This window comes from Mesorhizobium sp. WSM4806, assembly GCF_055811635.1.
In genome coordinates, this window is sequence record NZ_JBVVQZ010000005.1 from 181609 (window position 1) to 201844 (window position 20236).

Consider the following 20236-nt stretch of genomic DNA (forward strand, 5'->3'; position numbering starts at 1 on the left):
TCACGCCATCGCGTGGCGATGATTGGCCGAATAATGACCGGTCAAATGATGCTCGAGCTGGCGCTCGATGTCGGTCAGAAGGCTCGACGCGCCGAAGCGGAACAGGTCCGGCTCCAGCCACCGCCGGCCAAGCTCTTCCTTCATCAGCACCAGCCAGTCGAGCGAAGCCTTGGCGGTCGAAATGCCGCCGGCCGGCTTGAAGCCGATGAGGTAGCCGGTCTCCTCGAAATAGGCGCGGATGGCGCGCACCATGGCAAGGCCGACCGGCAGCGTCGCGTTGACGCTTTCCTTGCCGGTCGACGTCTTTATGAAATCGGCGCCCGCCATCATCGCCACCATCGAGGCGAGCATGACGTTGCGCAGCGTCGCGAGGTCGCCGGTGCCGAGGATCACCTTCAGATGCGCCTCGCCGCAGGCGGCGCGCATCGAGACGATCTCGTTATAGAGTTCCTGCCATTTCGCGGCAAAGACCAGGCCGCGCGGAATGACCACGTCGATCTCGTCGGCGCCGTCGCTCACCGAAGCTTCGATCTCCTGCAGCCGCGTCGACAGTGGCGTGAGGCCGTGCGGGAAGGCGGTGGAAACGGCGGCGACATGGATGCCGCTGCCGCGCAGCGCATCGACGGCGGTGGCGACGAAGGGATGATAGACGCAGACCGCCGCCGGGCGGATCTTTTCACCTGCAATGCCGAGGCCTTCGACGATGTCGCGGCGGAACGGATTGATCGCCTTGGCGCAGAGCCGGCGCACGCGCTCGTCGGTGTCGTTCGAGTTCAGCGTGGTCAGGTCCATGCAGGCAACGGCGCGCAGCAGCCAGGCGGCCTGGTTGTCGGCCTTGATCGAACGCCGCTTGGTCAGGCTGGCGACACGCCGTTCCAGCGCCGAGCGGTTGACGCTGCGCATCGATTCCATGAAGCCGAGATCGAGCGTCATGCCGGGGTTGCGGGCAATGCCGTGCGCTTGCGGCGCCGGCGCATTGGCAGCGGTGCGCGCCGGCAGCGGCATGATCTTCGAAGGTCCGCGCTCTGCTTCGCGGCTGGTGCTGCTCATCTCCTGCCCCTTTGTTCGACGACTTGCGGTCGAAGATAGACCGTGAAGCAGCGCTTCACGAGTCCTTCAGGCGGTCATAGCGGAAAAAGCCTGCTGTGACATCAGCCGAACAGCGCGGCGGCGTAGAATGAAAGCAGTAGCGATCCTTCCCACCGCATCAAAAAGGCCTGCAACATTTGCGATTAGCCGTAAGCCCCCATGCCTTCGTCATCCTAGGGCGAAGCAAGGAGCGAAGCGACGCGGCGCAGACGCTAGGATCCATGCCGTTACGCCAGCCGGAGAATGCAGCGGCTCAGGATAAAATGCTGATCTGCAGCGATCCTTGGCGCCCCCCTCTGTCCTGCCGGCGTCAAAGGTTCAGCACCGTCGTGGCGCTCGACCGAACTGTGTCAAGGCTCTACCCGACAAACGCGCGCTCGACGACGAAGCTTGCCGGATGGTGCAGCGAGCCTTCCTCGAAGCCGAGGCTTTCGGCCAATTCCTTGACATCCCTGAGCATGTGCATCGAGCCGCAGATCATGATGCGGTCGGTCTCCGGGTCGAGCTTGTCGATGCCGAGATCGGCGTAGAATTTTCCCGAGCCGATCAGCGCGGTGATGCGGCCCATGCGCTCGGAGGTTTCGCGCGTCGTCGAATTGTAGAGCGTGACGCGGCCGCCGGTCAGTTCGCCGATCAGCGGGTCGTTCTCCAGCTCTGCGACCAGCTCCTGGCCGTAGGTCAGTTCGGCATTGTCGCGGCAGGTGTGGGTCAGCACGACCTGCTCGAATTTCTCAAAAGTGTCGGGATCGCGCAGCAGGCTGGCGAAGGGCGCGATGCCGGTGCCGGTCGAGATCATGAACAGGCGCTTGGCCGGGGTCAGCGCGTCGACCACCAGCGTGCCGGTCGATTTTTGCCGCATGATGACGGTGTCGCCGATCTCGATTTTCTGCAGCTCAGAGGTCAGCGGGCCGTCCGGCACCTTGATCGAAAAAAACTCCAGCTCGTCGTCCCAGGCCGGGCTGGCGATCGAATAGGCGCGGAACACCGGCTTCTCGGCATTGGGCAGGCCGATCATGACGAACTCGCCGGAGCGGAAGCGCAGCGACTGCGGCCGGGTGATGCGGAACGAAAACAGCCGGTCGGTATAGTGCTTCACCGAGACGACGGTTTCGGCATAGACATTGGCCGGAATTGGGAACTGCAGCGGCCGGGCGCCGGCGGTGTTGAGCGCGGATGTGGTGTTCATCAAACCTAACCTTCTGGCCAACCCGAGGACGCTGACGCCAAATCTTCTGCTGCGCGCCCGAACCGATCAGGTTCCGGCGTGCCGTTCGCACACTGCCAAGCGGTAAGCTCTTGTGTCCGGAATTTATTAGTATACAAATGATATTTGCGTCAAGACGCCAGGCTGAAACACCTTTCCAAACTGAGACATATCTGTAGTCCTGACATTTCGGGTTTCGACAATGGAAGAGAATTTTTCGGCGCAGACGCTGGATTCCTCGGGCAGCGTCGTCGCCGGCATCGATGTCGGCGGAACCTTTACCGACCTGCTTCTGATCGACGGCCGTCACGGTGGCAAGGTGCATATCGCCAAGACCCCGACCACCATCGACAACCAGGCTTTTGGGGTCGTTTCGGCTCTCGACGCCACCGGTTTTCCCATCCGCGGCATCGACCTCATCGTGCACGGCACGACCACCACCACCAACGCAGTGCTCGAACGCCGGCTGGCCAAGACCGGCATGGTCACCACGCGCGGCTTTCGCGATGTCATCGAGCTTGGCCGGCGGACGCGGCCGCAGGCCTATGGCATGACCGGCAGCTTCGCCCCGATCATTCCGCGCAATCTGCGGCTTGAAGTGTCGGAGCGCGTCGAAGCCTCGGGCGCGGTGCGCATTCCGCTCGACGAGGTCGAGATGCGCGCGGCGGTTTCACAATTGATCGAGGCGGGCTGCGAATCGCTCGTCATCCATTTCCTGCATTCCTACGCCAATCCGGCGCATGAGCGGCGCGCCGCCGAGATCGCCGCCGCGCTTTGGCCGAACAGCTACATCACGACAGGCCATGCGCTGCTGTCGGAAGCGCGCGAATTCGAGCGCGGCGTCACCGCTGCGGTCAACGCCTCGGTGCAGCCGATCCTCGAGCGCTATGTCGAGCGGCTGCGCAAGGAATTGGCATCAAAAGGCTACGCCCGCGACTTCCTGATCATGAACGGCAATGGCGGCATGATCTCGGCCCGCTTTGTCACCCGCGAATCGGCCAAGACCGTGATGTCCGGCCCGGCCTCCGGCGTCATCGCGGCCGCCTATACGGGAAAACGCGCTGGCTTCGAAAACCTGGTCACCTATGACATGGGCGGCACCTCGACCGACGTGGCGCTGATCCGCAACGCCGAACCGGCGGTGTCGAACGAGATCGAGATCGAATATGCGATGCCGATCCACGTGCCGATGGTGGCGGTGCACACGGTCGGCGCCGGCGGCGGCTCGATCGCCCGCGTCGATGCGGCCGGCCTGATCCAGATCGGCCCGGAAAGCGCCGGCGCCAATCCCGGGCCGATCTGCTACGGGCGCGGCGGCAGCGAGCCGACCATCACCGATGCCAATCTGGTGCTCGGCCGGCTGGCGCCGAAAAAGCTGCTTGCCGTCGAAAATCCGGTCACCGTCGAGCACGTCACCGGCATTTTTGAAGACAGGATCGGCCGCCCCACCGGCCTGTCCGGCGTCGAGGCGGCGGGTGCGGTGCTGCGGCTCGGCAACATCAAGATGGCCGGCGCCATCCGCATGGTCTCGGTGTCGCGCGGCCACGATCCTCGCGATTTCGCGCTGTTCGCTTTTGGCGGCGCCGGTCCGCTGCATGCGACAGCACTGGCGCGCGAACTCGGCCTGCCCAAAGTGCTGGTGCCGGCGCGGCCGGGCATCACCAATGCGCTCGGCTGCGTCGTCGCCGATCTCAGGCACGATTTCGTCAACACCGTCAACCAGCCGGTGGCCGGCCTCGACGAAACCCAGCTTCAAGGCGTATTGGAACGGCATCGAAACGAAGGCGAAGAGCTGATCGGCAAGGAGGCGATAAAGCCGGAGACGATCCGCGTCACGCATTCCGCCGACATGCAGTTCGTTGGCCAGACCCACATCATCAACGTGCCGCTGCCGTCGTCTTCGGTGACGCGCGCCGTACTGCAGCAACTGTTCGAAAAAGCCTATTTCGCCCGTTTCAAGGTCGAGCTTCCGGAAATCCGCGCCAATCTGGTCAACCTCAACACCTCGGTCACCGGCGTGCGGCCGGCGATCGATCTTTCGCGATTGATCGACCCGGCTGGCCGCGCCAAAACGCTCGACGAGGCGTGCCGCGAAATCCGGCCGGTCTGGTATGGCGGGCGCTGGCACGACACGCCGGTCTATAGCAGGGAAAAGCTGCCGCTCGACGCCGCCATAGAAGGGCCGGCGATCCTCGAACAGATGGACGCCACCACCGTGCTCGAACCCGGCGACCGGGCGCGCCCGGACGCCGACGGCAACATCATCATCGACATCGGCATTGAGGCCTGAGATGGAAAAGCTCGACGCAATCACGCTTTCGGTCATCCAGGCGGCGCTGCAGCAGGTCTGCGACGAGATGGACCTGACCTTTTCGCGCGCCGCCTTTTCGCCTGTCATCGCCGAGGCCAACGACCGCTCCGACGGCATCTATTCGGCCGTCGATGGATCGCTGATCGCACAGGGCAGCCAGGGCCTGCCGGTGTTCGTCGGCGTGATGCAGTATTCGACCAAAACGGTGATCGAAATGATCGCCGACGGTCGCTGCCTGCCGCCCGAGCCAGGCGATATCTACATCGTCAACGACCCCTATCTCGGCGGCACCCATCTGATGGATGTGCGCTTCGCCATGCCGGTCTACAGGGACGGAAAAATCTTCTGCTGGCTGTCGAACACCGGCCACTGGCCCGATATCGGCGGCTCGGTGCCGGGCGGCTTTTCCGCCTCGGCGACGGCGGTCGAGCAGGAAGGCCTGCGGCTGCCGCCGGTGAAACTGTTCAAGCAGGGCGTGCTCGACCGCGAGATCTACGCCATCATCTGCTCCAACATCAGGGTTGCCGACCAGCGCATCGGCGACATCCGCGCGCAGGCGGCGGCACTGCTGATCGGCCAGGACCGGCTCAACGGAATCCTGAATCGTTACGGCAACGAAACAGTCGTCGAGGCGATCGCCGAGCTGCGCCGACGCGCCGCCGAACAGATGCGCGCCAACATAGCGGCCATTCCCGACGGCATTTATCGCTCAAAAGCCTTCGTCGATTCCGACGGGGTGGTCAACGAGCCGCTGACCATCGCGCTGGCGGTCGAAAAACACGGCGACACGCTCAGCTTCGATTTTTCAGGCTCGTCAAAGCCCTGCGCCGGGCCGATGAACAGCGTCCTGGCGACGACCTTGTCCTCGGTCTATCTCGCCATGCGCCACATTTTCCCCGATGTGCCGATCAGCGCCGGCGCCTTCGAGCCGCTGATCGTCAAGCGGCCGGAAGGCACTTTTCTCGACGCCAAATATCCGCGCCCGGTGTCGGGCTGCGCCGCCGAGGTTTCGCAGCGCATCGCCGAGGCGGTGTTCGCGGCGATGGTGCAGGCGCTGCCGGACAAGGTGACGGCGGCTCCCGCCGGCTCCAGTGGCAATTTCGCACTCGGCGGCAACGACCCGGCGCGCGGCCGCGACTATGTCATGTACCAGATCTCCGGCGGCGGCTATGGCGGCAATGCCGGTCACGACGGCCTGACCAATGGCTGCTCGACCATCGGCATTTCAAAATCGCCGCCGGTCGAAATCATGGAACAGGCTTTTCCGGTGCTCTACCGCCATTATGCTCTGCGCGAAGGCTCGGGCGGCGCCGGCAAGCATCGCGGCGGTTTTGGGCTCGCCTATGAGGTCGAGATCCTGCGCGGCGACGCCCGCGCCTCCTTCGTCATGGACCATGGCCGTTTCGGCCCGCAGGGCGCGCTCGGCGGCAGGGACGGCGCGGTCAACACGGTGACCGTTTTTCGCGACGGCCAGCAGCATGTGCCGCCGCACCTCTCCAAGGAGCAGGACATCGCGTTGAAGGCTGGCGACCGCGTGCGCGTCGGCACGCCGGGCGGCGGCGGCTATGGCGATCCCCTGCAGCGCGATCCGCAACTGGTGCTGCGGGATGTCAGGCTGGGGTACTATACGCCCGAACAGGCCAGCGAGAAATTTGGCGTCGCTCTTTCCGCGGACGGGTCGGCAATCGACCAGGCCGCCACTGAGCGGGCACGAGCAGCCGGCTGACTGCCGAAGTCTCCAATCGGCCTTGCCCGCCGTGATCGCCGCAGGGCATGTCGTTTCCGTCTTCGCCGCGCCCACAAAACCCCGTAGACTCAGGCCCATCAACGGAGATCTGGATCATGCGCCTTTTCGGTCGTTTCTTGGCTGCCGCTGCCGTCGCCATGGCGCTCGCCACCGGCGCTGCCTCCGCCCAGGACAAGAAACTCAGGCTCGGCACCGAGGGCGCCTATCCGCCCTTCAACTATGCCAATGCCGACGGCACGCTGGGCGGCTTCGACATCGACCTCGGCAAGGCGCTGTGCGCCGAGATGAAGAGCGAATGCGAGTTCGTCGTGCAGGATTTCGACGGCTCGATTCCGGCGCTGCAGGCCGGCAAGCTCGATGCCATCATCAACATCACCATCACGCCGGAACGCGCCGAGAAGGTCGACTTCACCCACAAATACTACCAGACGCCGCCGGCCATCGCGGTGCCGAAGGATTCGACCGTCACCGGCACCTCGCCCGAGGACCTGAAAGGCAAGGCGCTTGGCGTGCAGAGCGCCACGATCCATCAGAATTTCGCCGAGCAGAAATACGCAGGCTCGACCATAAAGCCGTATCCGACCGGCGACGATGCCCGCACCGACATGTTCAACGGCCGCCTCGACGCGGTGATGGACGGCTCGATCCTGCTGACCGAATGGCTGGAGAAGCCCGAGGGCGCCTGCTGCAAACTGCTCGGCACCCTGGCTCCCGACCCGGCCATCCATGGCCCGGGTGTCGGCATCGCGCTGCAGAAGGGCAACAAGGAGCTGGCCCAAAAGCTCGACGCGGCGATCGACACCCTGCGCGCCAACGGCAAATATAAGGAAATCAACGACAAGTATTTTGCCTTCGACGTCTACGGCGAGTAGGCGGAGGCGCTCCGAGCGGGGGGCTTGTTCAAACGCCAGGGCAATCGCTGTAGGCTGCCCCTCATCGCTACATCGCTTTCGTCATCCTGGGGCGAAGCAAGGAGCGAAGCGACGCGGCGCAGACCCCAGGATCCATGCCGTGCCCTCAGAGCGTCACGGCGGTACAGAACCTTTGATGGCGGAGCGAGGCGCCCCGCTCTGTCCGGCAGGACATCTCCCCCACAAGGGGGGAGATTGGCCGCCACCACCGCCTTCGCGAACCGCCACCGTTGCAAGAGCGAGCGGTGCGCCAAAACTGCCGATCTCCCCCCAAGTGGGGGAGATGTCCGGCAGGACAGAGGGGGCGCGAAGGATCACTACAGATCTGCATTATCCTGGTCCGCTGCCGGATAGGACGAGTTCTCTGCGAGACCCCTCGCGCAACCAGACGCAACGCGGTCACTTTCCCGGCCTCCACTTTCCCGCTTGACTGACCCGCCGTACCGAATACGCTAATGGAGAAAATACCGGCTCCGACCGCCGGGCGGCAAAAATGCCTCGTATGCCTCGCCTTCCGCGGCGGCGGCTGCGGGGCATTGTTATTTTGGGGATTTGCTTGGGACGGCGTATTGAAATCGGCATCCTTTACTCGCGGTCGGGCAACTACCGCCTGCTGTCCGAATCCTGCCGTTCGGGTGCGATGACGGCCATCGCCGATGTCAACGCCGATCCCGCCATCCCGATCGAATTCGTTCCGGTCGAGCGCGACCCGCAAGGCAACATCGATGGCTACGCGACGGGCTGCGCCGACATTCTCGCCAACAGCGGCGCGCGCCACATCATTGGCTGCATCACGTCATGGAGCCGCAAGGAGGTCATCCCGATCCTCGAGCGCGCCGGCGGCACGCTCTGGTATGCCTGTCCCTATGAGGGCTTCGAAGCGAACGAGCATGTCGTCTACATGCATGCTTGCCCGAACCAGCATCTCGTTCCGCTGCTGGCCCATGTCGTGCCGCGCTTCGGCGCCAACGGTTTCCTGCTCGGCTCGAACTACATCTGGGGCTGGGAGACCAACCGTGTCGCCCGCGACCTGATCGCAGACGCCGGCGGCAAGGTTTTGGGCGAGCGCTATCTGCCGCTCGGCGAGGTCGATGTCTCCAGGCTGATCGCCGAGATCCAGGCGACCCGGCCGGATTTCATCTTGAACAACCTGATCGGCTCCTCGTCCTATGCCTTCATCGCGGCTTATGCCGAGCTCGCCGAACGCGACCCGCATTTCAGGCCGGAGCGCTGCCCGATCTTGTCCTGCAATCTCACCGAATGCGAGTTGCCGGCGCTCAACGGGGCAGGCAATGGCCACCTTTCCGTCGGGCCGTACTTTCACGACATCTCGGCAGCGGATCGCCAGGGCGATTCGGCGCCCTCCACCATGCCAGCCTCGTCCTTCGAGGCAGCGGCCTATGCCTCGGTGCGGACGCTTGCCGTAATCCTCGCCCGCAATCCCGGCGCGCAATGGCCGGAGCTTCCCCAGGCCTTTGCCGGAACCTCGTTTCGAACCCCGCTCGGCGACATCTCCATCGATCCGCAAACCCAGCACGCCACCTTGCCGGTGCAGATCGGGCGCATCGAGGGCACCGCGTTCAATGCCGTCACGGTGACCAAGGGTGTCGCGCCCGATCCCTATCTGTCCCGCTATGACCGGACCGAGACATTCGGCCGCCCACGCCTGAGGGTGGTCTCGTGAGCAAGGTCCCGCGCATCCCGAACCTCGGCGGCGCCAAGGCCTTTGTCCTGCATCGTCCGCATCCGACGGTGCAGGCGATCACGCGGCAACTGTCGGCCATCGGCCTCGAGACGGTCGGCTGCTGGCCGGAACTGCCGGCCGAGGCGCTGGCGGCGGATTTCGTCTTCTTCGATGCCGATCTCGGCTTCGACGAACAATTCCCCTGGGCGCCCGGCGAGGCGCCGATGCCGCTGGTCGCGCTGATCGGCTCCGAAGCGCCGGGCCGCATCGAGTGGGCGCTGTCGCACAAGGCCGACGCCCAGTTGCTGAAGCCGGTCGGCAATGCCGGCGTCTACAGCGCCCTTTTGATCGCGCGGCAGAGTTTCGAGGCGCGCAAGCTTTTGGCAAGCGAGATATCGTCGCTTCGCCTGCGCGTCGCGGAGCGCCAGACCATCGTGCGCGCGGTGGAGGCTTTGTCGAAAGGCGCCGGGGACGGCCGCGCCTATGCGCAGCTGCGGTCGCTGGCGATGAGCTGGCAGATCAGCGTCGAGGAGGCCGCGCGCCGGATCGTGGCGATGACGGAAGAAGAAGGCGGCGATGACCAGTCCCATCGCGCCTGACCTTCCGGCAACCGGGCGCATGCCGGCCAGGCCGCGCGCCGGCGTCTGGCGGCGCCTGGTCAAGCGTCCCCTGGCATTGATCGGCCTGGTGATCGTTGCCGTCGTCGTGGCCGGCGCCATTTTGGCGCCGTGGCTGACCGGCTACGATCCGAACGAGCAGATGTTCGACGGGCTGACGCTTGAAGGCGCGCCCTTGCCGCCGAATGCCAGCTTCTGGCTGGGCACGGATCTGCTCGGCCGCGATCTGCTGACCCGCATCCTTTTCGGCGCACGCACCTCGCTGATCATCGGCATCGTCGCCAACGGCGTGGCGCTTCTGATCGGCACGCTGGTTGGCGTCACCGCGGGCTATTTCCGCGGCTGGATCGGTGGCGCGCTGATGCGCTTCACCGATCTGATGATGGCCTTTCCGGCGCTGCTGCTCGCCATCTGCCTGGCGGCGGTGCTCCAGCCGAGCCTGTGGATCGTTGCCATGGTGATCGCTCTGGTGAACTGGGTGCAGACCGCGCGGGTCATCTACACCGAGACCAGCTCGCTCGCCGAGCGCGAGTTCATCGACGCCGAGCGTACGATCGGGGCCAGCGCGCCACGCATCCTGTTTCGCCATATCCTGCCGCATCTGCTGCCGACGATTATCGTCTGGGGCACGCTCGGCATCTCGACCACGGTGCTGCTCGAAGCAACGCTCAGCTATCTCGGCATCGGCGTGCAGCCGCCGACCGCATCCTGGGGCAACATCATTTTCGAGAACCAGACATATTTTCAGGCAGCGCCCTGGCTGGTCTTCTTTCCTGGTGCGGCGATCCTGGCGCTGGCGCTGGCCTTCAACCTTATCGGCGACGCGCTGCGCGACATCCTCGATCCGACGCAAAGGGGCCGGGCATGATCGTCTATCTCGGCCGCCGCGTTATCCAGTCCGTGCTCATCCTGCTCGGCGTCTCGTTGATCACCTTTGCACTGCTCTACCTGCTGCCCGCCGACCCCGTCCGCCAGATCGCCGGCCGCAGTGCCACGCCCGAAACGGTCGAGAACATCCGCCGGCAGCTCGGCCTCGATCAGCCCTTCTTCATCCAGTACTGGCACTATCTGATCAGCCTGCTCAGCGGCGATCTCGGCCGCTCCTACATCCAGCGTTCCGAGGTCACGGAGCTCATCGTCTCGCGGCTGCCGGCAAGCCTGCTGCTGATGGTCGGCGCCATCCTTTGCGAGCTGGCGATCGGCCTGACGATGGGCCTTGTTGCCGCCGTCAGGCGCGGCACCGCCACCGACCAGACGCTGATGGTCGCGTCCTTTGTCGGCGTCTCGGCGCCGCAATTCGTCGTCGGCCTGCTGCTCCTTTACGTATTCGCCGTGCAGCTCGGCTGGTTTCCGATCGGCGGCTACGGCACCTGGCGCCATCTGGTGCTGCCGTCCCTGACCATGGGAATACTCGGCGCCGGCTGGTACGCCCGCATGATGCGCTCGTCGATGATCGACGTGCTGCGCCAGGATTATATGCGGACCGCCCGCGCCAAGGGCCTTGCGCGCGGCGCCATCATCTTCCGCCATGCACTGCCCAACGCCATCCTGCCGGTCATCGCCATGATCGGCATCGACATCGGCATCTTCATGGGTGGCATCGTAGTGGTCGAAAGCGTGTTCGGCTGGCCCGGCATCGGCCAGCTTGCCTGGCAGGCCATCCAGCGCGTCGACATTCCGATCATCATGGGCGTCACCCTGGTTTCGGCCTTCGCCATCGTGCTTGGCAATCTCCTGGCCGACACCGTCGCACCGTTCATCGACCCGCGCATCAAGCTCAGATGAAGCCAAAAAAGACCGGTAACAACCAGAGAAAGGGAACATGAGATGAAGAAATTCTTGACCTCCATCGTTGCGGTATCGGCGCTCGCGCTGATGCTCGGCATGACAAGCGCCCGCGCCGAACACGCCGTCGATCCGAACGCCAAGCCGGGCGGCGAGATCACAATTACCTACAAGGACGACGTCGCCACGCTCGATCCGGCCATCGGCTACGACTGGCAGAACTGGTCGATGATCAAGACCCTGTTCGACGGGCTGATGGATTACGAGCCGGGCACCACCAACCTGCGGCCCGACCTCGCCGAGAGCTACGAGATTGCGCCCGACGGCAAGACCTTCACCTTCAAGCTGCGCCAAGGAGTGAAGTTCCACAATGGCCGCGAGATGACCGCCGAGGACGTGAAATATTCGCTCGATCGCGTCACCAATCCGAAGACGCAGAGCCCGGGCGCCGGCTTCTTCGGCTCGATCAAGGGCCATGAGGATGTAACTGCAGGCAAGGCGGAAAGCTTGTCGGGCGTCACCGTCGTCGACCCCTACACCATCAAGTTCGAGCTGACCCGGCCCGACGCCACCTTCCTGCATGTCATGGCCATCAACTTCTCGCATGTCGTGCCGAAGGAGGAGGTCGAGAAATACGGCGCGGATTTTGGCAAGCATCCGGTCGGCACCGGGGCTTTCAAGTTCGCCGAATGGACGCTCGGCCAGCGTGTCGTCTTCGAGCGCAACCCGGATTACTGGCACAAGGGTCTGCCGCATCTCGACAAGGTCACCTTCGAGATCGGGCAGGAGCCGATCGTCGCGCTGCTGCGGCTGCAGAAGGGCGAGATCGACGTGCTCGGCGACGTTATTCCGCCGGCCAAGTTCCAGGAGGTGATGGCCGATCCCGAGCAGAAGGCCCGTGTCGTCGAGGGCGGCCAGTTGCACACCGGCTACATCACCATGAACACCACCATGGCGCCCTTCGACAATGTGAAGGTGCGGCAAGCGGTCAACATGGCGATCAACAAGGACCGTATCGTCCAGCTGATCAACAACCGCGCGGTGCCGGCAAACCAGCCGCTGCCGCCATCGATGCCCGGCTACGACAAGGAATTCAAGGGCTATCTCTATGACGTGGCCAAGGCCAAGGCTTTGCTTGCCGAGGCCGGTCATCCCGATGGTTTCGACACGCAGCTGTTCGCCATGAACACCGATCCCAACCCGCGCATCGCCCAGGCGATCCAGCAGGACCTGGCGGCAGTCGGCATCAAGGCCAGCATCCAGTCGCTGGCGCAGGCCAATGTCATCGCGGCCGGCGGCGACAAGGCCGGCGCGCCGATGATCTGGTCCGGCGGCATGGCCTGGATCGCCGATTTCCCCGATCCGTCGAATTTCTACGGGCCGATCCTCAGCTGCGCCGGCGCGGTTCCGGGCGGCTGGAACTGGTCGTGGTACTGCAACAAGGATCTCGACGCCAAGGCGGCGGAGGCTGACTCGATCGTCGATCCGGCCAAATCAGGCGAACGTGCCAGGATGTGGAGCGCGATCTACGGCAAGATCATGGAAGACGCGCCCTGGGTGCCGGTCTTCAACGAGCAGCGCTTCACCATGAAATCGCCCCGGATGGGCGGCGCCGACAATCTCTATGTCGACCCCGTCCATATCCCGATCAACTATGACAATGTGTATGTGACCGATGTGCAATAACTGCGACTACTCCATCCATGGGCGCCATCACCATTTCGGCTGGGACAATTCCTTTGTCCCGACTGAGCGGGTGGCGCCCGGTTCGACGATCGAGTTCCAGTGCCTCGATTCGTCGGGTGGCCAGCTTCAGGCCGACAGCACCGTTGCCGACGTCGCTTTGCTCGACTTCGCCAAGGTGAACCCCGTCACCGGGCCCATCTATGTCGAAGGTGCCGAGCCGGGCGATGCACTGAAGGTGACGATCGAGATGTTCAGGCCGTCCGGCTTCGGCTGGACGGCGAACATTCCGGGGTTCGGGCTGCTCGCCGACGATTTTCCGGAGCCGGCGCTGAACATCTGGACATACGACGCCGCCTCGCTCGAGCCGGCGCTGTTCGGCAAGCATGCGCGGGTGCCGCTAAAACCCTTTGCCGGCACCATCGGCAATGCGCCGGCTGAAATGGGCCTCCACTCGGTGGTGCCGCCAAGGCGCGTCGGCGGCAATCTCGACATCCGCGATCTCGCGGCCGGCACCACGCTCTATCTGCCGGTGGAGGTGGCCGGTGCGCTGTTTTCGGTCGGCGACACGCATGCCGCGCAGGGCGACGGCGAAGTGTGCGGCACGGCGATCGAAAGCCCGATGGATGTCGTGCTCAAGCTCGACCTGGTCAAGGACATCAGGCTGAAGACACCGCGCTTCACCACGCCAGGGCCAGTGACGCGCCATCTCGATGCCAAGGGCTATGAGGTGACGACCGGCATCGGACCGGACCTGATGACGGGCGCCAGGGAAGCGGTCTCGCAGATGATCGACCTGCTTGCCGGCCGCTACGCAATGGACCCGGTCGAGGCCTACATGCTGGTTTCGGTCTGCGGCGATCTCCGGATCAGCGAGATCGTCGACATGCCGAACTGGGTGGTGTCGTTCTACTTCCCGCGCTGCGTGTTTGAATGAACGCTGCGTTCCGTCACACCCCCCTCTGGTCTGCCGACCATCTCCCCCGCAAGGGGGGAGATCGGATGTCACGACGGATTTCGCCAATCTTCAACGGCGAAGAATGGCCGCGGGGGCGAAACTGCCAATCTCCCCCCTTGCGGGGGAGATGTCCGGCAGGACAGAGGGGGGTGCGCAGGAACACGACCTTCTCCCGGCCGCGCCCACAATGACCCTCGCCGACAACCCCATCCTCGATATCGCCAACCTCTCCGTCAGCGTGCGCGGCGAGGACGGCGAACGGGAAGTCGTGTCGGACCTGTCGCTGACGCTCAAGCGTGGCGAGACGCTTTGCATCGCCGGCGAATCCGGCTCCGGAAAATCGATGACGGCGCTGGCGATAATGCAGTTGCTGCCGCAGCCTGCCGCACGAATTTCCTCTGGCATGATCCAGCTTGGCGAAATCGACCTCGCGACACTCAACGAGCGCCAGATGCGCCGCATTCGCGGCGATCGCATCGCGATGATCTTCCAGGAGCCGATGACATCGCTCAATCCGGTGCTGTCGATCGGCCGGCAGCTGGTCGAGTCCATCGAGGCCCATACCGGCCTGTCACGCGCCGAGGCGCGCCGGCGCGCCGTCGAGGCCCTGAAGGCCGTCCGCATCTCGGAAGCCGAAAGCCGGCTAAAACAGTTTCCGCACGAACTGTCCGGCGGTATGCGCCAGCGCGTGATGATCGCCATGGCGCTGGCGCTGAAACCGGATGTGCTGATCGCCGACGAGCCGACGACGGCGCTCGACGTCACTGTGCAAGGCGAGGTGCTGGAACTGCTGCGCGATCTGCAGCGCGAACACGGCACCAGCGTCATCCTCATCACCCACGACATGGGCGTGGTTGCCGAAATGGCCGATCGCGTCGTCATCATGCGGCACGGCCGCATGGTCGAGCAGGGAACAGCCGCCGACATCTTTGCCCGCCCGCAAGCCGACTATACGCGTGAACTGCTCGCCGCCGTGCCGCGCATCGGAACCGGCGTTGGCCGCCAAAAATCCGCCGAACGAAAATCCGCCGAAGCGGAAATGCCCGGAAGCGTCGCGGTGGTCAACGATCTGCATGTCCGTTTCGACTTGCGCGGTGGCTTCTTCGGCCAAGTGAACCGCCGTGTCCACGCCGTCGAAGGCGTCAGCTTTTCGATCGCGCCGCACGAGACGCTGGCGCTGGTCGGCGAATCCGGCTGCGGCAAGTCGACCACCGCCAAGGCGCTGGCCGGGCTTGTGCCCTACCACGGCGATATCGTCATCGGCGGGCGCAATCTGGCGGGCCTTGGCCGTGACCAGCGCAAGGCGGTTCGCCGCGACGTGCAGATGATTTTCCAGGATCCCTATGCCTCGCTTGATCCGCGCATGCGCGTCGGCGACCTCGTTGCCGAGCCGCTGTTGATCCATGGCGTCGCTTCGAAGGAAGAGCGTAGCCAGCTTGTGGCGGCGCTGTTCGAGCGCGTCGGCCTGTCGGCCGACCAGATGGAGCTCTATCCGCACGAATTCTCGGGCGGCCAGCGCCAGCGCATCTGCATCGCACGCGCTTTGGCGCTCAGACCCAAACTCATCATCGCCGACGAAAGCGTTTCGGCGCTCGACGTGTCGGTCCAGGCCCGCGTGCTCGACCTGCTGAAGGAACTGCAGCGCGAATTCGGCATCGCCTATCTGTTCATCTCGCACGACATGGCGGTGGTCGAGAACATTTCCGATCGTGTCGCCGTCATGTATCTCGGCCAGATCGTCGAAATGGGCACCCGCGATCAGGTCTTTTCGAACCCGCGCCATCCCTACACGAAGCGGTTGATCGAGGCCGTGCCGGTGCCCGATCCGGCAATGCGCCGGCCGCGTTTCGCGCGTCTCGATCAGGAGATCCCGAGCCCGACCCGAAAAATTGGCGAAGAGCCGCCGAAACTGGCCCTGAGGGATCTTGGCAACGGTCATCTCGTTGCGGTTTCCTGACGTGCGAAACTGTCGGTATTCTTGCGACGCTCAGAGCCACCGCCGCACGGTTTGCCTGTAGCCGCGATACGCATCGCCGAACCGCCGCTCGAGATAGGCCTCCTCGCGGGCGACGACGCCGTAGCGGACCAGGATTGCAAGCGGCAGCGTGAGGACAAGGATCCAGATATTCTGCGCGGCCACGCCGATGCCGCCATAGATGAGGAACATGCCGAGATAGATCGGATTGCGCGTCCAGCCGTGGATGCCGGTCGTCACCAGCACGCGCGTCGGCTCATTCGTCGGCACCGGCGTCGTCGCGCGGGAGAAATTGCGAATGCCCGCGGCGAAAAGCGCAAAACCGACCAGGATCAGCGAGCCGCCGATGATCCAGGCCCCCGCAACCGGGAACGGCAAACGCAGCAGGCGATCCAGGACGAAGCCAATCAGCAAAGCAGCGAGAAAGAGCAGGGGCGGTCTCGCGATGACGCCTGCGGTTCCGCTGTCGGTTTGCCCAGCCGGGTCCATTGCCATGTCTGCTCCCGCAGATGCCTGGGGCTACGAAGCCCATAGCCGCCTAGAAACGACAACTAAGGTGTCATTCTAAAAGTTGACAACGGAGGTGTCAATTGCAGAGATTGGCCCGGACAAAAGGAACTGAAGCGATGGCGTCGGCACGATACGGGACGGACCGAACGACGGGGACGGATCCCACCGCTGACGGCAAGGCCGAGGCGATCACCGAGCTGATGCTCGAAGTGGCCCAGTGCTTCTTCAGGATACGGGCTCTTGGCCAGAAGACAGGGCTCATCACCGGTTGGGGCGGCGGTGCGTTCGGCTTCATGCGAAGCCTGGCGCTGCTTGGTCCGCTCACCGTGCCGCAGATCGCCCAGATGCGGCCCACCAGCCGTCAGCGCATGCAGCGGCTGGCGGATGAGCTTGCGGCCGAGGGGCTGGTCGAATTCATCGACAATCCAAAACACCGGCGCTCGAAGCTTGTGCAGCTGACGCGCAAAGGCGCCGCGCGCTACGGCGAGCTGAACGCCCAGCTCCTGGCGATCGCCTCGACCATGGGCGTCGCTCTCGACGAAGCGGACATCCGCAAGACCGCCGGGATCGTACGGCAGCTGAGCGACGATGTGAAAGTGCGCTCGGAGCGGCTGTCGTAGCGCTGGCGCGAAAGCGGCGCCATTGATAGGAATCCGCCGATGCTTGAGCGATGAGCTCGCCGGCCGTTTTCCACTTCCGTCCGGCCCGCCGGCGAACGATTGGCAGCCGGAACCTCTGCGGAGCTGAGGCGTTCGAACCGCAGGAGCTGAGAGCTGCACCTGCAATTTGCAAAGAGTACTGCAATGGCTCAGAAATCAAAGATAACCACAGGCACGAACGACCGGCCGCGCAACGAAACCATTGGCCAGTCCGGCGAAGGTCTGCCTGATGACAGCAGCACGTCGCTTGAGGTCGATGAGGCGGCCGTCGCCCGGTTAAGAAGGCAGCTGCAGGGCAAGCCTGCCGGTCAAGCCAATCCCGACGAAGTTCCGCCAGGCACTCCCAGTGCCGGCGAGCATATCTGTCGCCGCTGCGCCGGGACAGGCATGGTCGATGGCCGCACCTGCCCCGATTGCGGCGGAACCGGAAAGGTGACGACGCCGGTAGGCGGCGGCTAAGGCGGTCAGGATAGCGGTCACGTTTCGCGGCAACCTCGAATCACCGAGGCGCCAAGGGGCCGATGCAAATTGCGCGGATCAGATCGCCGGCACCCATTTCCAGAACACGCCCTCCATCCGTTCGGGGTAGTGCTTGAACTCGCATTCAAAGCGCCATCCGTAAGTCTTGGCGGCCGCCAGCGCTGCCGGGCTGACCGGGTTCATGCCCGTTCCCGGCGCGAACCAGTCTTCCAGCAAGTCGTCGGGCACGTAGGCGCCGATCCTCAAAGGCAGCTTTTCGAGGACGACATCCATTTCGTCAGGTGCGGACAATGGCTTCTCCCTTCGAGAGCTATCCACGTAGAAGTCATTCGAGGCCGATTGGGTTCCAGTTCGTCGGTGAGATCGAGGGTGACCATTGTGGGGCAGGAAGTGGCGCTGGTCGAGGCCCAGCAATTCGGCCGGACAGGCGGTTGTCTGCACGTGCGATGTGGAGTCATTGCACTTATGCCTTCAACGGATGGATGCGGTTCAAGCGAGATTGTGCCTGCGCATATATGATGAGCGTATCTATCCGTTAATGCGCCTCTGGTTCTTCGAGCGCGACCGCTTCGAGGACAAGTATGCCCGTCTGCGCGCTGATTGGTTGCACGGCAACCCCGATGATCGCCAACCTGATTTGTTCCCTGCGTAATGCGACGCGGCGCTGAGCATTATGAAGCGCTGCGCGAAAGACATTCGGATAATGGCAATCGCTGTTCAAACTCGCGCCAAAAAGCCGGACATGAAACCCAAGTCGGGATCGTCCGGCGTTCCGACGACGAGCGCTCGATCGAGGAGTAGATTGCTTTCCTCGCAACTCGTCTCCGGAAGCAAAGTGCATGCATGACAGGCTGAAAGATTCAGACTGAATAGCCCTTGGCCGCCGCTTTCAATGCACAAAGGATCGGAGGAACAGATCACCGCGTTCCGGACGGCCGATCGCACGGTCCCCTCCAATCGTTCTGGTTCGCCTTGCCGAACCAGCCCGCCTAGAGTTCCCTCAGAGTCCCCGCTCGCTGTGTACAGCAACAATCCGGCCATCGCTGTTTCGGGTTCATCGCAAACGTAGAGCCGCTCGCGAAGACTGGACGTGTCGTAGCCGCATTCGAACGCAAGCTGCCGGATGAGAAGGTGTGAGAAGGTGTGGATCAGCAGGCTGGTGGCCGAAACCGATTTCTGCGGCAGCCCACGCTCATGCTGCACCTGCCGCGATCGCTCCGCGATCGTCCGACAACGGCCACTAACGGCTCCGGTTCGGGCCCAATCCTCCACCGCGCTGCGCCTGAACTGAAGGAAGATTCCTTCGCCGCGTACAGAGAAGCCAGGCAACCACGATTTTGGCTTCCGCGAAAGCTGTGCGGGCTGACCAGTCAGCGCGTCGGGCGGAATCAGCCGAGAAAACCCAGTCAGGACTCGCGTTTCGCGGAGCTTCGAGACCAGTACGATGCGCTCGAATAGGCGCCCGAAGACGCCTCCGTAGTCCCCGCTGTCGCGAGTGACGGTATCGAAGTCGTGCCGCTCGTCGCGCGGTGGCCGGGGGCCGAGATAGGCCTTGTATTCGTCGTAGCGATACCGGATTTCACCGCTCGCCTCCAAAGTTGCCTCCTGGCTCTGAGCGCCGAGCCTCTCATTGACCGCGCGGACGAAAATGTCGCCGTCGACGCCAAAGGTCTTTGCCTTTCGCCGTAGGAAAGCATCAGGAATGACGCCATCGACGGTTGTCGAGATTATCTCCTCCCATGTATCGGGCCGGTCGAGCAGCTGCCGTATCTTGGCGGAATAGGGCGGAATCAGAATGGAGCTGACCACCTTGGCGAAATAGGCGTTGGACGCCCCTCGCTGGATCGTTTGCGGAACGTTGGCGCAGATTTCGTGTGCATCGGCGCCAAGCCAGGGTCGATGTCCCGGACACCCGGCTCCGTATATCTCGGTCAGGACGTTTTCCCGGAAGGCGCCCGCCATGGAGTTGCTGACGTTGCAGGCGGTGCACATCACCCTGACGCCAGCGAGACCGGCCGCCGGCGTCGAGTACAGATACAGCTGGCCGTCCTCGGCACTGCAGGACCGCTTCGCGTCCTTGTGCGCCCAAGCGCTCCACGGGAAATCCATTATGTGTCCGTTGGCGCACGCCGCTACGAATCTGACCGGAGCTAGGGCAGGTCGACGTTTCGCGTGCAGCTTGCCGCAGGGTTCACCCTTGCCGTCCACACGCCGGCCGAGGTTATCGCATTTTAACACATCGGCGTTGGACTGAGCATTCCAAGGCACGTTCTTCAGAATGCGGCAGCGAGGACAGAAGTACCAGTTCGGAAAGCGCACGAACGGCATGGGCGCGCGGTCGATGCGCGGGGCGGCGCCCACCGACGCCCGCTCCTGCGCTTCCGCCGGCGATAGGAAGTAGCGGATCGGTCTTCCCAGTTCGATCGTCAGCCGATCGGCGAGGCGACCGTCGAGAACTTGGCAGGCTGCGAGCAGGGCCGCGCGCATCTCACCCGACGTCTGTTCCGTCGGCCAGACGTCGAGACCGGCCGACATCAGAGACTCTTCCTTGAAGTCGATGACCGCGCCAACTCCGAATGGCACTACGCCTTGAGACCTTCGTAGTTCGCTACGTGCAGCCACC

The 20236-nt window shown here is 63.9% G+C and carries 17 protein-coding genes; 12 read left to right on the forward strand and 5 right to left on the reverse strand.

Annotated features, from left to right (window positions below):
* Together deoC and AC0L2M_RS10340 are read right to left on the reverse strand one after the other, a co-directional pair.
* The gene (gene deoC / locus AC0L2M_RS10335) at nt 1-1050 is read right to left on the reverse strand and encodes a deoxyribose-phosphate aldolase (protein WP_473534762.1); all 1050 of its coding nucleotides are present in this window, start codon (nt 1048-1050) and stop codon (nt 1-3) included.
* A 397-nt stretch (nt 1051-1447) separates the two neighbouring features.
* On the reverse strand, nt 1448-2275 hold the full coding sequence (locus tag AC0L2M_RS10340; protein WP_091591868.1) for a ferredoxin--NADP reductase: 828 nt from the start codon (nt 2273-2275) through the stop codon (nt 1448-1450).
* A 220-nt stretch (nt 2276-2495) separates the two neighbouring features.
* Here AC0L2M_RS10340 and AC0L2M_RS10345 point away from each other — a divergent pair, with 220 nt between their 5' ends.
* The 10 genes from AC0L2M_RS10345 (at nt 2496) to AC0L2M_RS10390 (ending at nt 15946) form a co-directional block, all read left to right on the forward strand.
* Entirely contained in the window at nt 2496-4583 is a 2088-nt protein-coding gene (locus tag AC0L2M_RS10345) for a hydantoinase/oxoprolinase family protein (protein ID WP_473534763.1), read from the forward strand.
* 1 nt (nt 4584) lies between these two features.
* Nucleotides 4585-6330 (forward strand): hydantoinase B/oxoprolinase family protein, encoded by a 1746-nt coding sequence (locus AC0L2M_RS10350; protein WP_473534764.1) that lies wholly within the window; start codon nt 4585-4587, stop codon nt 6328-6330.
* Between the two features lie 116 nt (nt 6331-6446).
* Complete coding sequence (locus AC0L2M_RS10355) at nt 6447-7223, forward strand: ABC transporter substrate-binding protein (protein ID WP_473534765.1); 777 nt, start codon at nt 6447-6449, stop codon at nt 7221-7223.
* A 595-nt stretch (nt 7224-7818) separates the two neighbouring features.
* Entirely contained in the window at nt 7819-8946 is a 1128-nt protein-coding gene (locus AC0L2M_RS10360; RefSeq protein ID WP_473534766.1) for a transporter substrate-binding protein, read from the forward strand.
* Entirely contained in the window at nt 8943-9545 is a 603-nt protein-coding gene (locus AC0L2M_RS10365) for an ANTAR domain-containing response regulator (protein ID WP_473534767.1), read from the forward strand. Before AC0L2M_RS10360 ends, AC0L2M_RS10365 begins: the two co-directional genes overlap by 4 nt.
* Entirely contained in the window at nt 9523-10431 is a 909-nt protein-coding gene (locus tag AC0L2M_RS10370) for an ABC transporter permease (RefSeq protein WP_374120329.1), read from the forward strand. Before AC0L2M_RS10365 ends, AC0L2M_RS10370 begins: the two co-directional genes overlap by 23 nt.
* Nucleotides 10428-11348: an ABC transporter permease gene (locus AC0L2M_RS10375; RefSeq protein ID WP_473534768.1), complete on the forward strand. Its 921-nt coding sequence runs from the start codon at nt 10428-10430 to the stop codon at nt 11346-11348. The genes AC0L2M_RS10370 and AC0L2M_RS10375 overlap by 4 nt, the downstream gene beginning before the upstream one ends.
* Nucleotides 11349-11390: 42 nt before the next feature.
* The gene (locus AC0L2M_RS10380) at nt 11391-13034 is read left to right on the forward strand and encodes an ABC transporter substrate-binding protein (RefSeq protein WP_473534769.1); all 1644 of its coding nucleotides are present in this window, start codon (nt 11391-11393) and stop codon (nt 13032-13034) included.
* Nucleotides 13024-13968, forward strand: a complete 945-nt coding sequence (locus AC0L2M_RS10385; RefSeq protein WP_473534770.1) for an acetamidase/formamidase family protein — start codon at nt 13024-13026, stop codon at nt 13966-13968. Before AC0L2M_RS10380 ends, AC0L2M_RS10385 begins: the two co-directional genes overlap by 11 nt.
* Before the next feature lie 208 nt (nt 13969-14176).
* Complete coding sequence (locus AC0L2M_RS10390) at nt 14177-15946, forward strand: ABC transporter ATP-binding protein (protein WP_473534771.1); 1770 nt, start codon at nt 14177-14179, stop codon at nt 15944-15946.
* A gap of 30 nt (nt 15947-15976) precedes the next feature.
* On the opposite strand, the gene AC0L2M_RS10395 is transcribed toward AC0L2M_RS10390, so the two are convergent.
* Entirely contained in the window at nt 15977-16459 is a 483-nt protein-coding gene (locus AC0L2M_RS10395; protein WP_473534772.1) for a methyltransferase family protein, read from the reverse strand.
* A gap of 131 nt (nt 16460-16590) precedes the next feature.
* Here AC0L2M_RS10395 and AC0L2M_RS10400 point away from each other — a divergent pair, with 131 nt between their 5' ends.
* Together AC0L2M_RS10400 and AC0L2M_RS10405 are read left to right on the forward strand one after the other, a co-directional pair.
* On the forward strand, nt 16591-17094 hold the full coding sequence (locus AC0L2M_RS10400; RefSeq protein ID WP_473534773.1) for a MarR family winged helix-turn-helix transcriptional regulator: 504 nt from the start codon (nt 16591-16593) through the stop codon (nt 17092-17094).
* Between the two features lie 183 nt (nt 17095-17277).
* Nucleotides 17278-17592: a hypothetical protein gene (locus AC0L2M_RS10405; RefSeq protein ID WP_473534774.1), complete on the forward strand. Its 315-nt coding sequence runs from the start codon at nt 17278-17280 to the stop codon at nt 17590-17592.
* 78 nt (nt 17593-17670) lie between these two features.
* On the opposite strand, the gene AC0L2M_RS10410 is transcribed toward AC0L2M_RS10405, so the two are convergent.
* Nucleotides 17671-17904 carry a hypothetical protein gene (locus AC0L2M_RS10410; protein ID WP_287072072.1) on the reverse strand — a complete coding sequence of 78 codons (234 nt, stop codon included), beginning with the start codon at nt 17902-17904 and terminating at the stop codon, nt 17671-17673.
* A gap of 426 nt (nt 17905-18330) precedes the next feature.
* Nucleotides 18331-20235: a DrmB family protein gene (drmB, locus tag AC0L2M_RS10415; RefSeq protein WP_473534775.1), complete on the reverse strand. Its 1905-nt coding sequence runs from the start codon at nt 20233-20235 to the stop codon at nt 18331-18333.
* Nucleotide 20236 lies beyond the last annotated feature (1 nt).

Bases quoted from the DNA above. Each gene is read 5' to 3' on its own strand.
- deoC (WP_473534762.1), bottom strand. From the start codon at position 1,050: ATGAGCAGCACCAGCCGCGAAGCAGAGCGCGGACCTTCGAAGATCATG.
- AC0L2M_RS10340 (WP_091591868.1), bottom strand. From the start codon at position 2,275: ATGAACACCACATCCGCGCTCAACACCGCCGGCGCCCGGCCGCTGCAG.
- AC0L2M_RS10345 (WP_473534763.1), top strand. From the start codon at position 2,496: ATGGAAGAGAATTTTTCGGCGCAGACGCTGGATTCCTCGGGCAGCGTC.
- AC0L2M_RS10350 (WP_473534764.1), top strand. From the start codon at position 4,585: ATGGAAAAGCTCGACGCAATCACGCTTTCGGTCATCCAGGCGGCGCTG.
- AC0L2M_RS10355 (WP_473534765.1), top strand. From the start codon at position 6,447: ATGCGCCTTTTCGGTCGTTTCTTGGCTGCCGCTGCCGTCGCCATGGCG.
- AC0L2M_RS10370 (WP_374120329.1), top strand. From the start codon at position 9,523: ATGACCAGTCCCATCGCGCCTGACCTTCCGGCAACCGGGCGCATGCCG.
- AC0L2M_RS10375 (WP_473534768.1), top strand. From the start codon at position 10,428: ATGATCGTCTATCTCGGCCGCCGCGTTATCCAGTCCGTGCTCATCCTG.
- AC0L2M_RS10380 (WP_473534769.1), top strand. From the start codon at position 11,391: ATGAAGAAATTCTTGACCTCCATCGTTGCGGTATCGGCGCTCGCGCTG.
- AC0L2M_RS10385 (WP_473534770.1), top strand. From the start codon at position 13,024: ATGTGCAATAACTGCGACTACTCCATCCATGGGCGCCATCACCATTTC.
- AC0L2M_RS10390 (WP_473534771.1), top strand. From the start codon at position 14,177: ATGACCCTCGCCGACAACCCCATCCTCGATATCGCCAACCTCTCCGTC.
- AC0L2M_RS10395 (WP_473534772.1), bottom strand. From the start codon at position 16,459: ATGGCAATGGACCCGGCTGGGCAAACCGACAGCGGAACCGCAGGCGTC.
- AC0L2M_RS10400 (WP_473534773.1), top strand. From the start codon at position 16,591: ATGGCGTCGGCACGATACGGGACGGACCGAACGACGGGGACGGATCCC.
- AC0L2M_RS10405 (WP_473534774.1), top strand. From the start codon at position 17,278: ATGGCTCAGAAATCAAAGATAACCACAGGCACGAACGACCGGCCGCGC.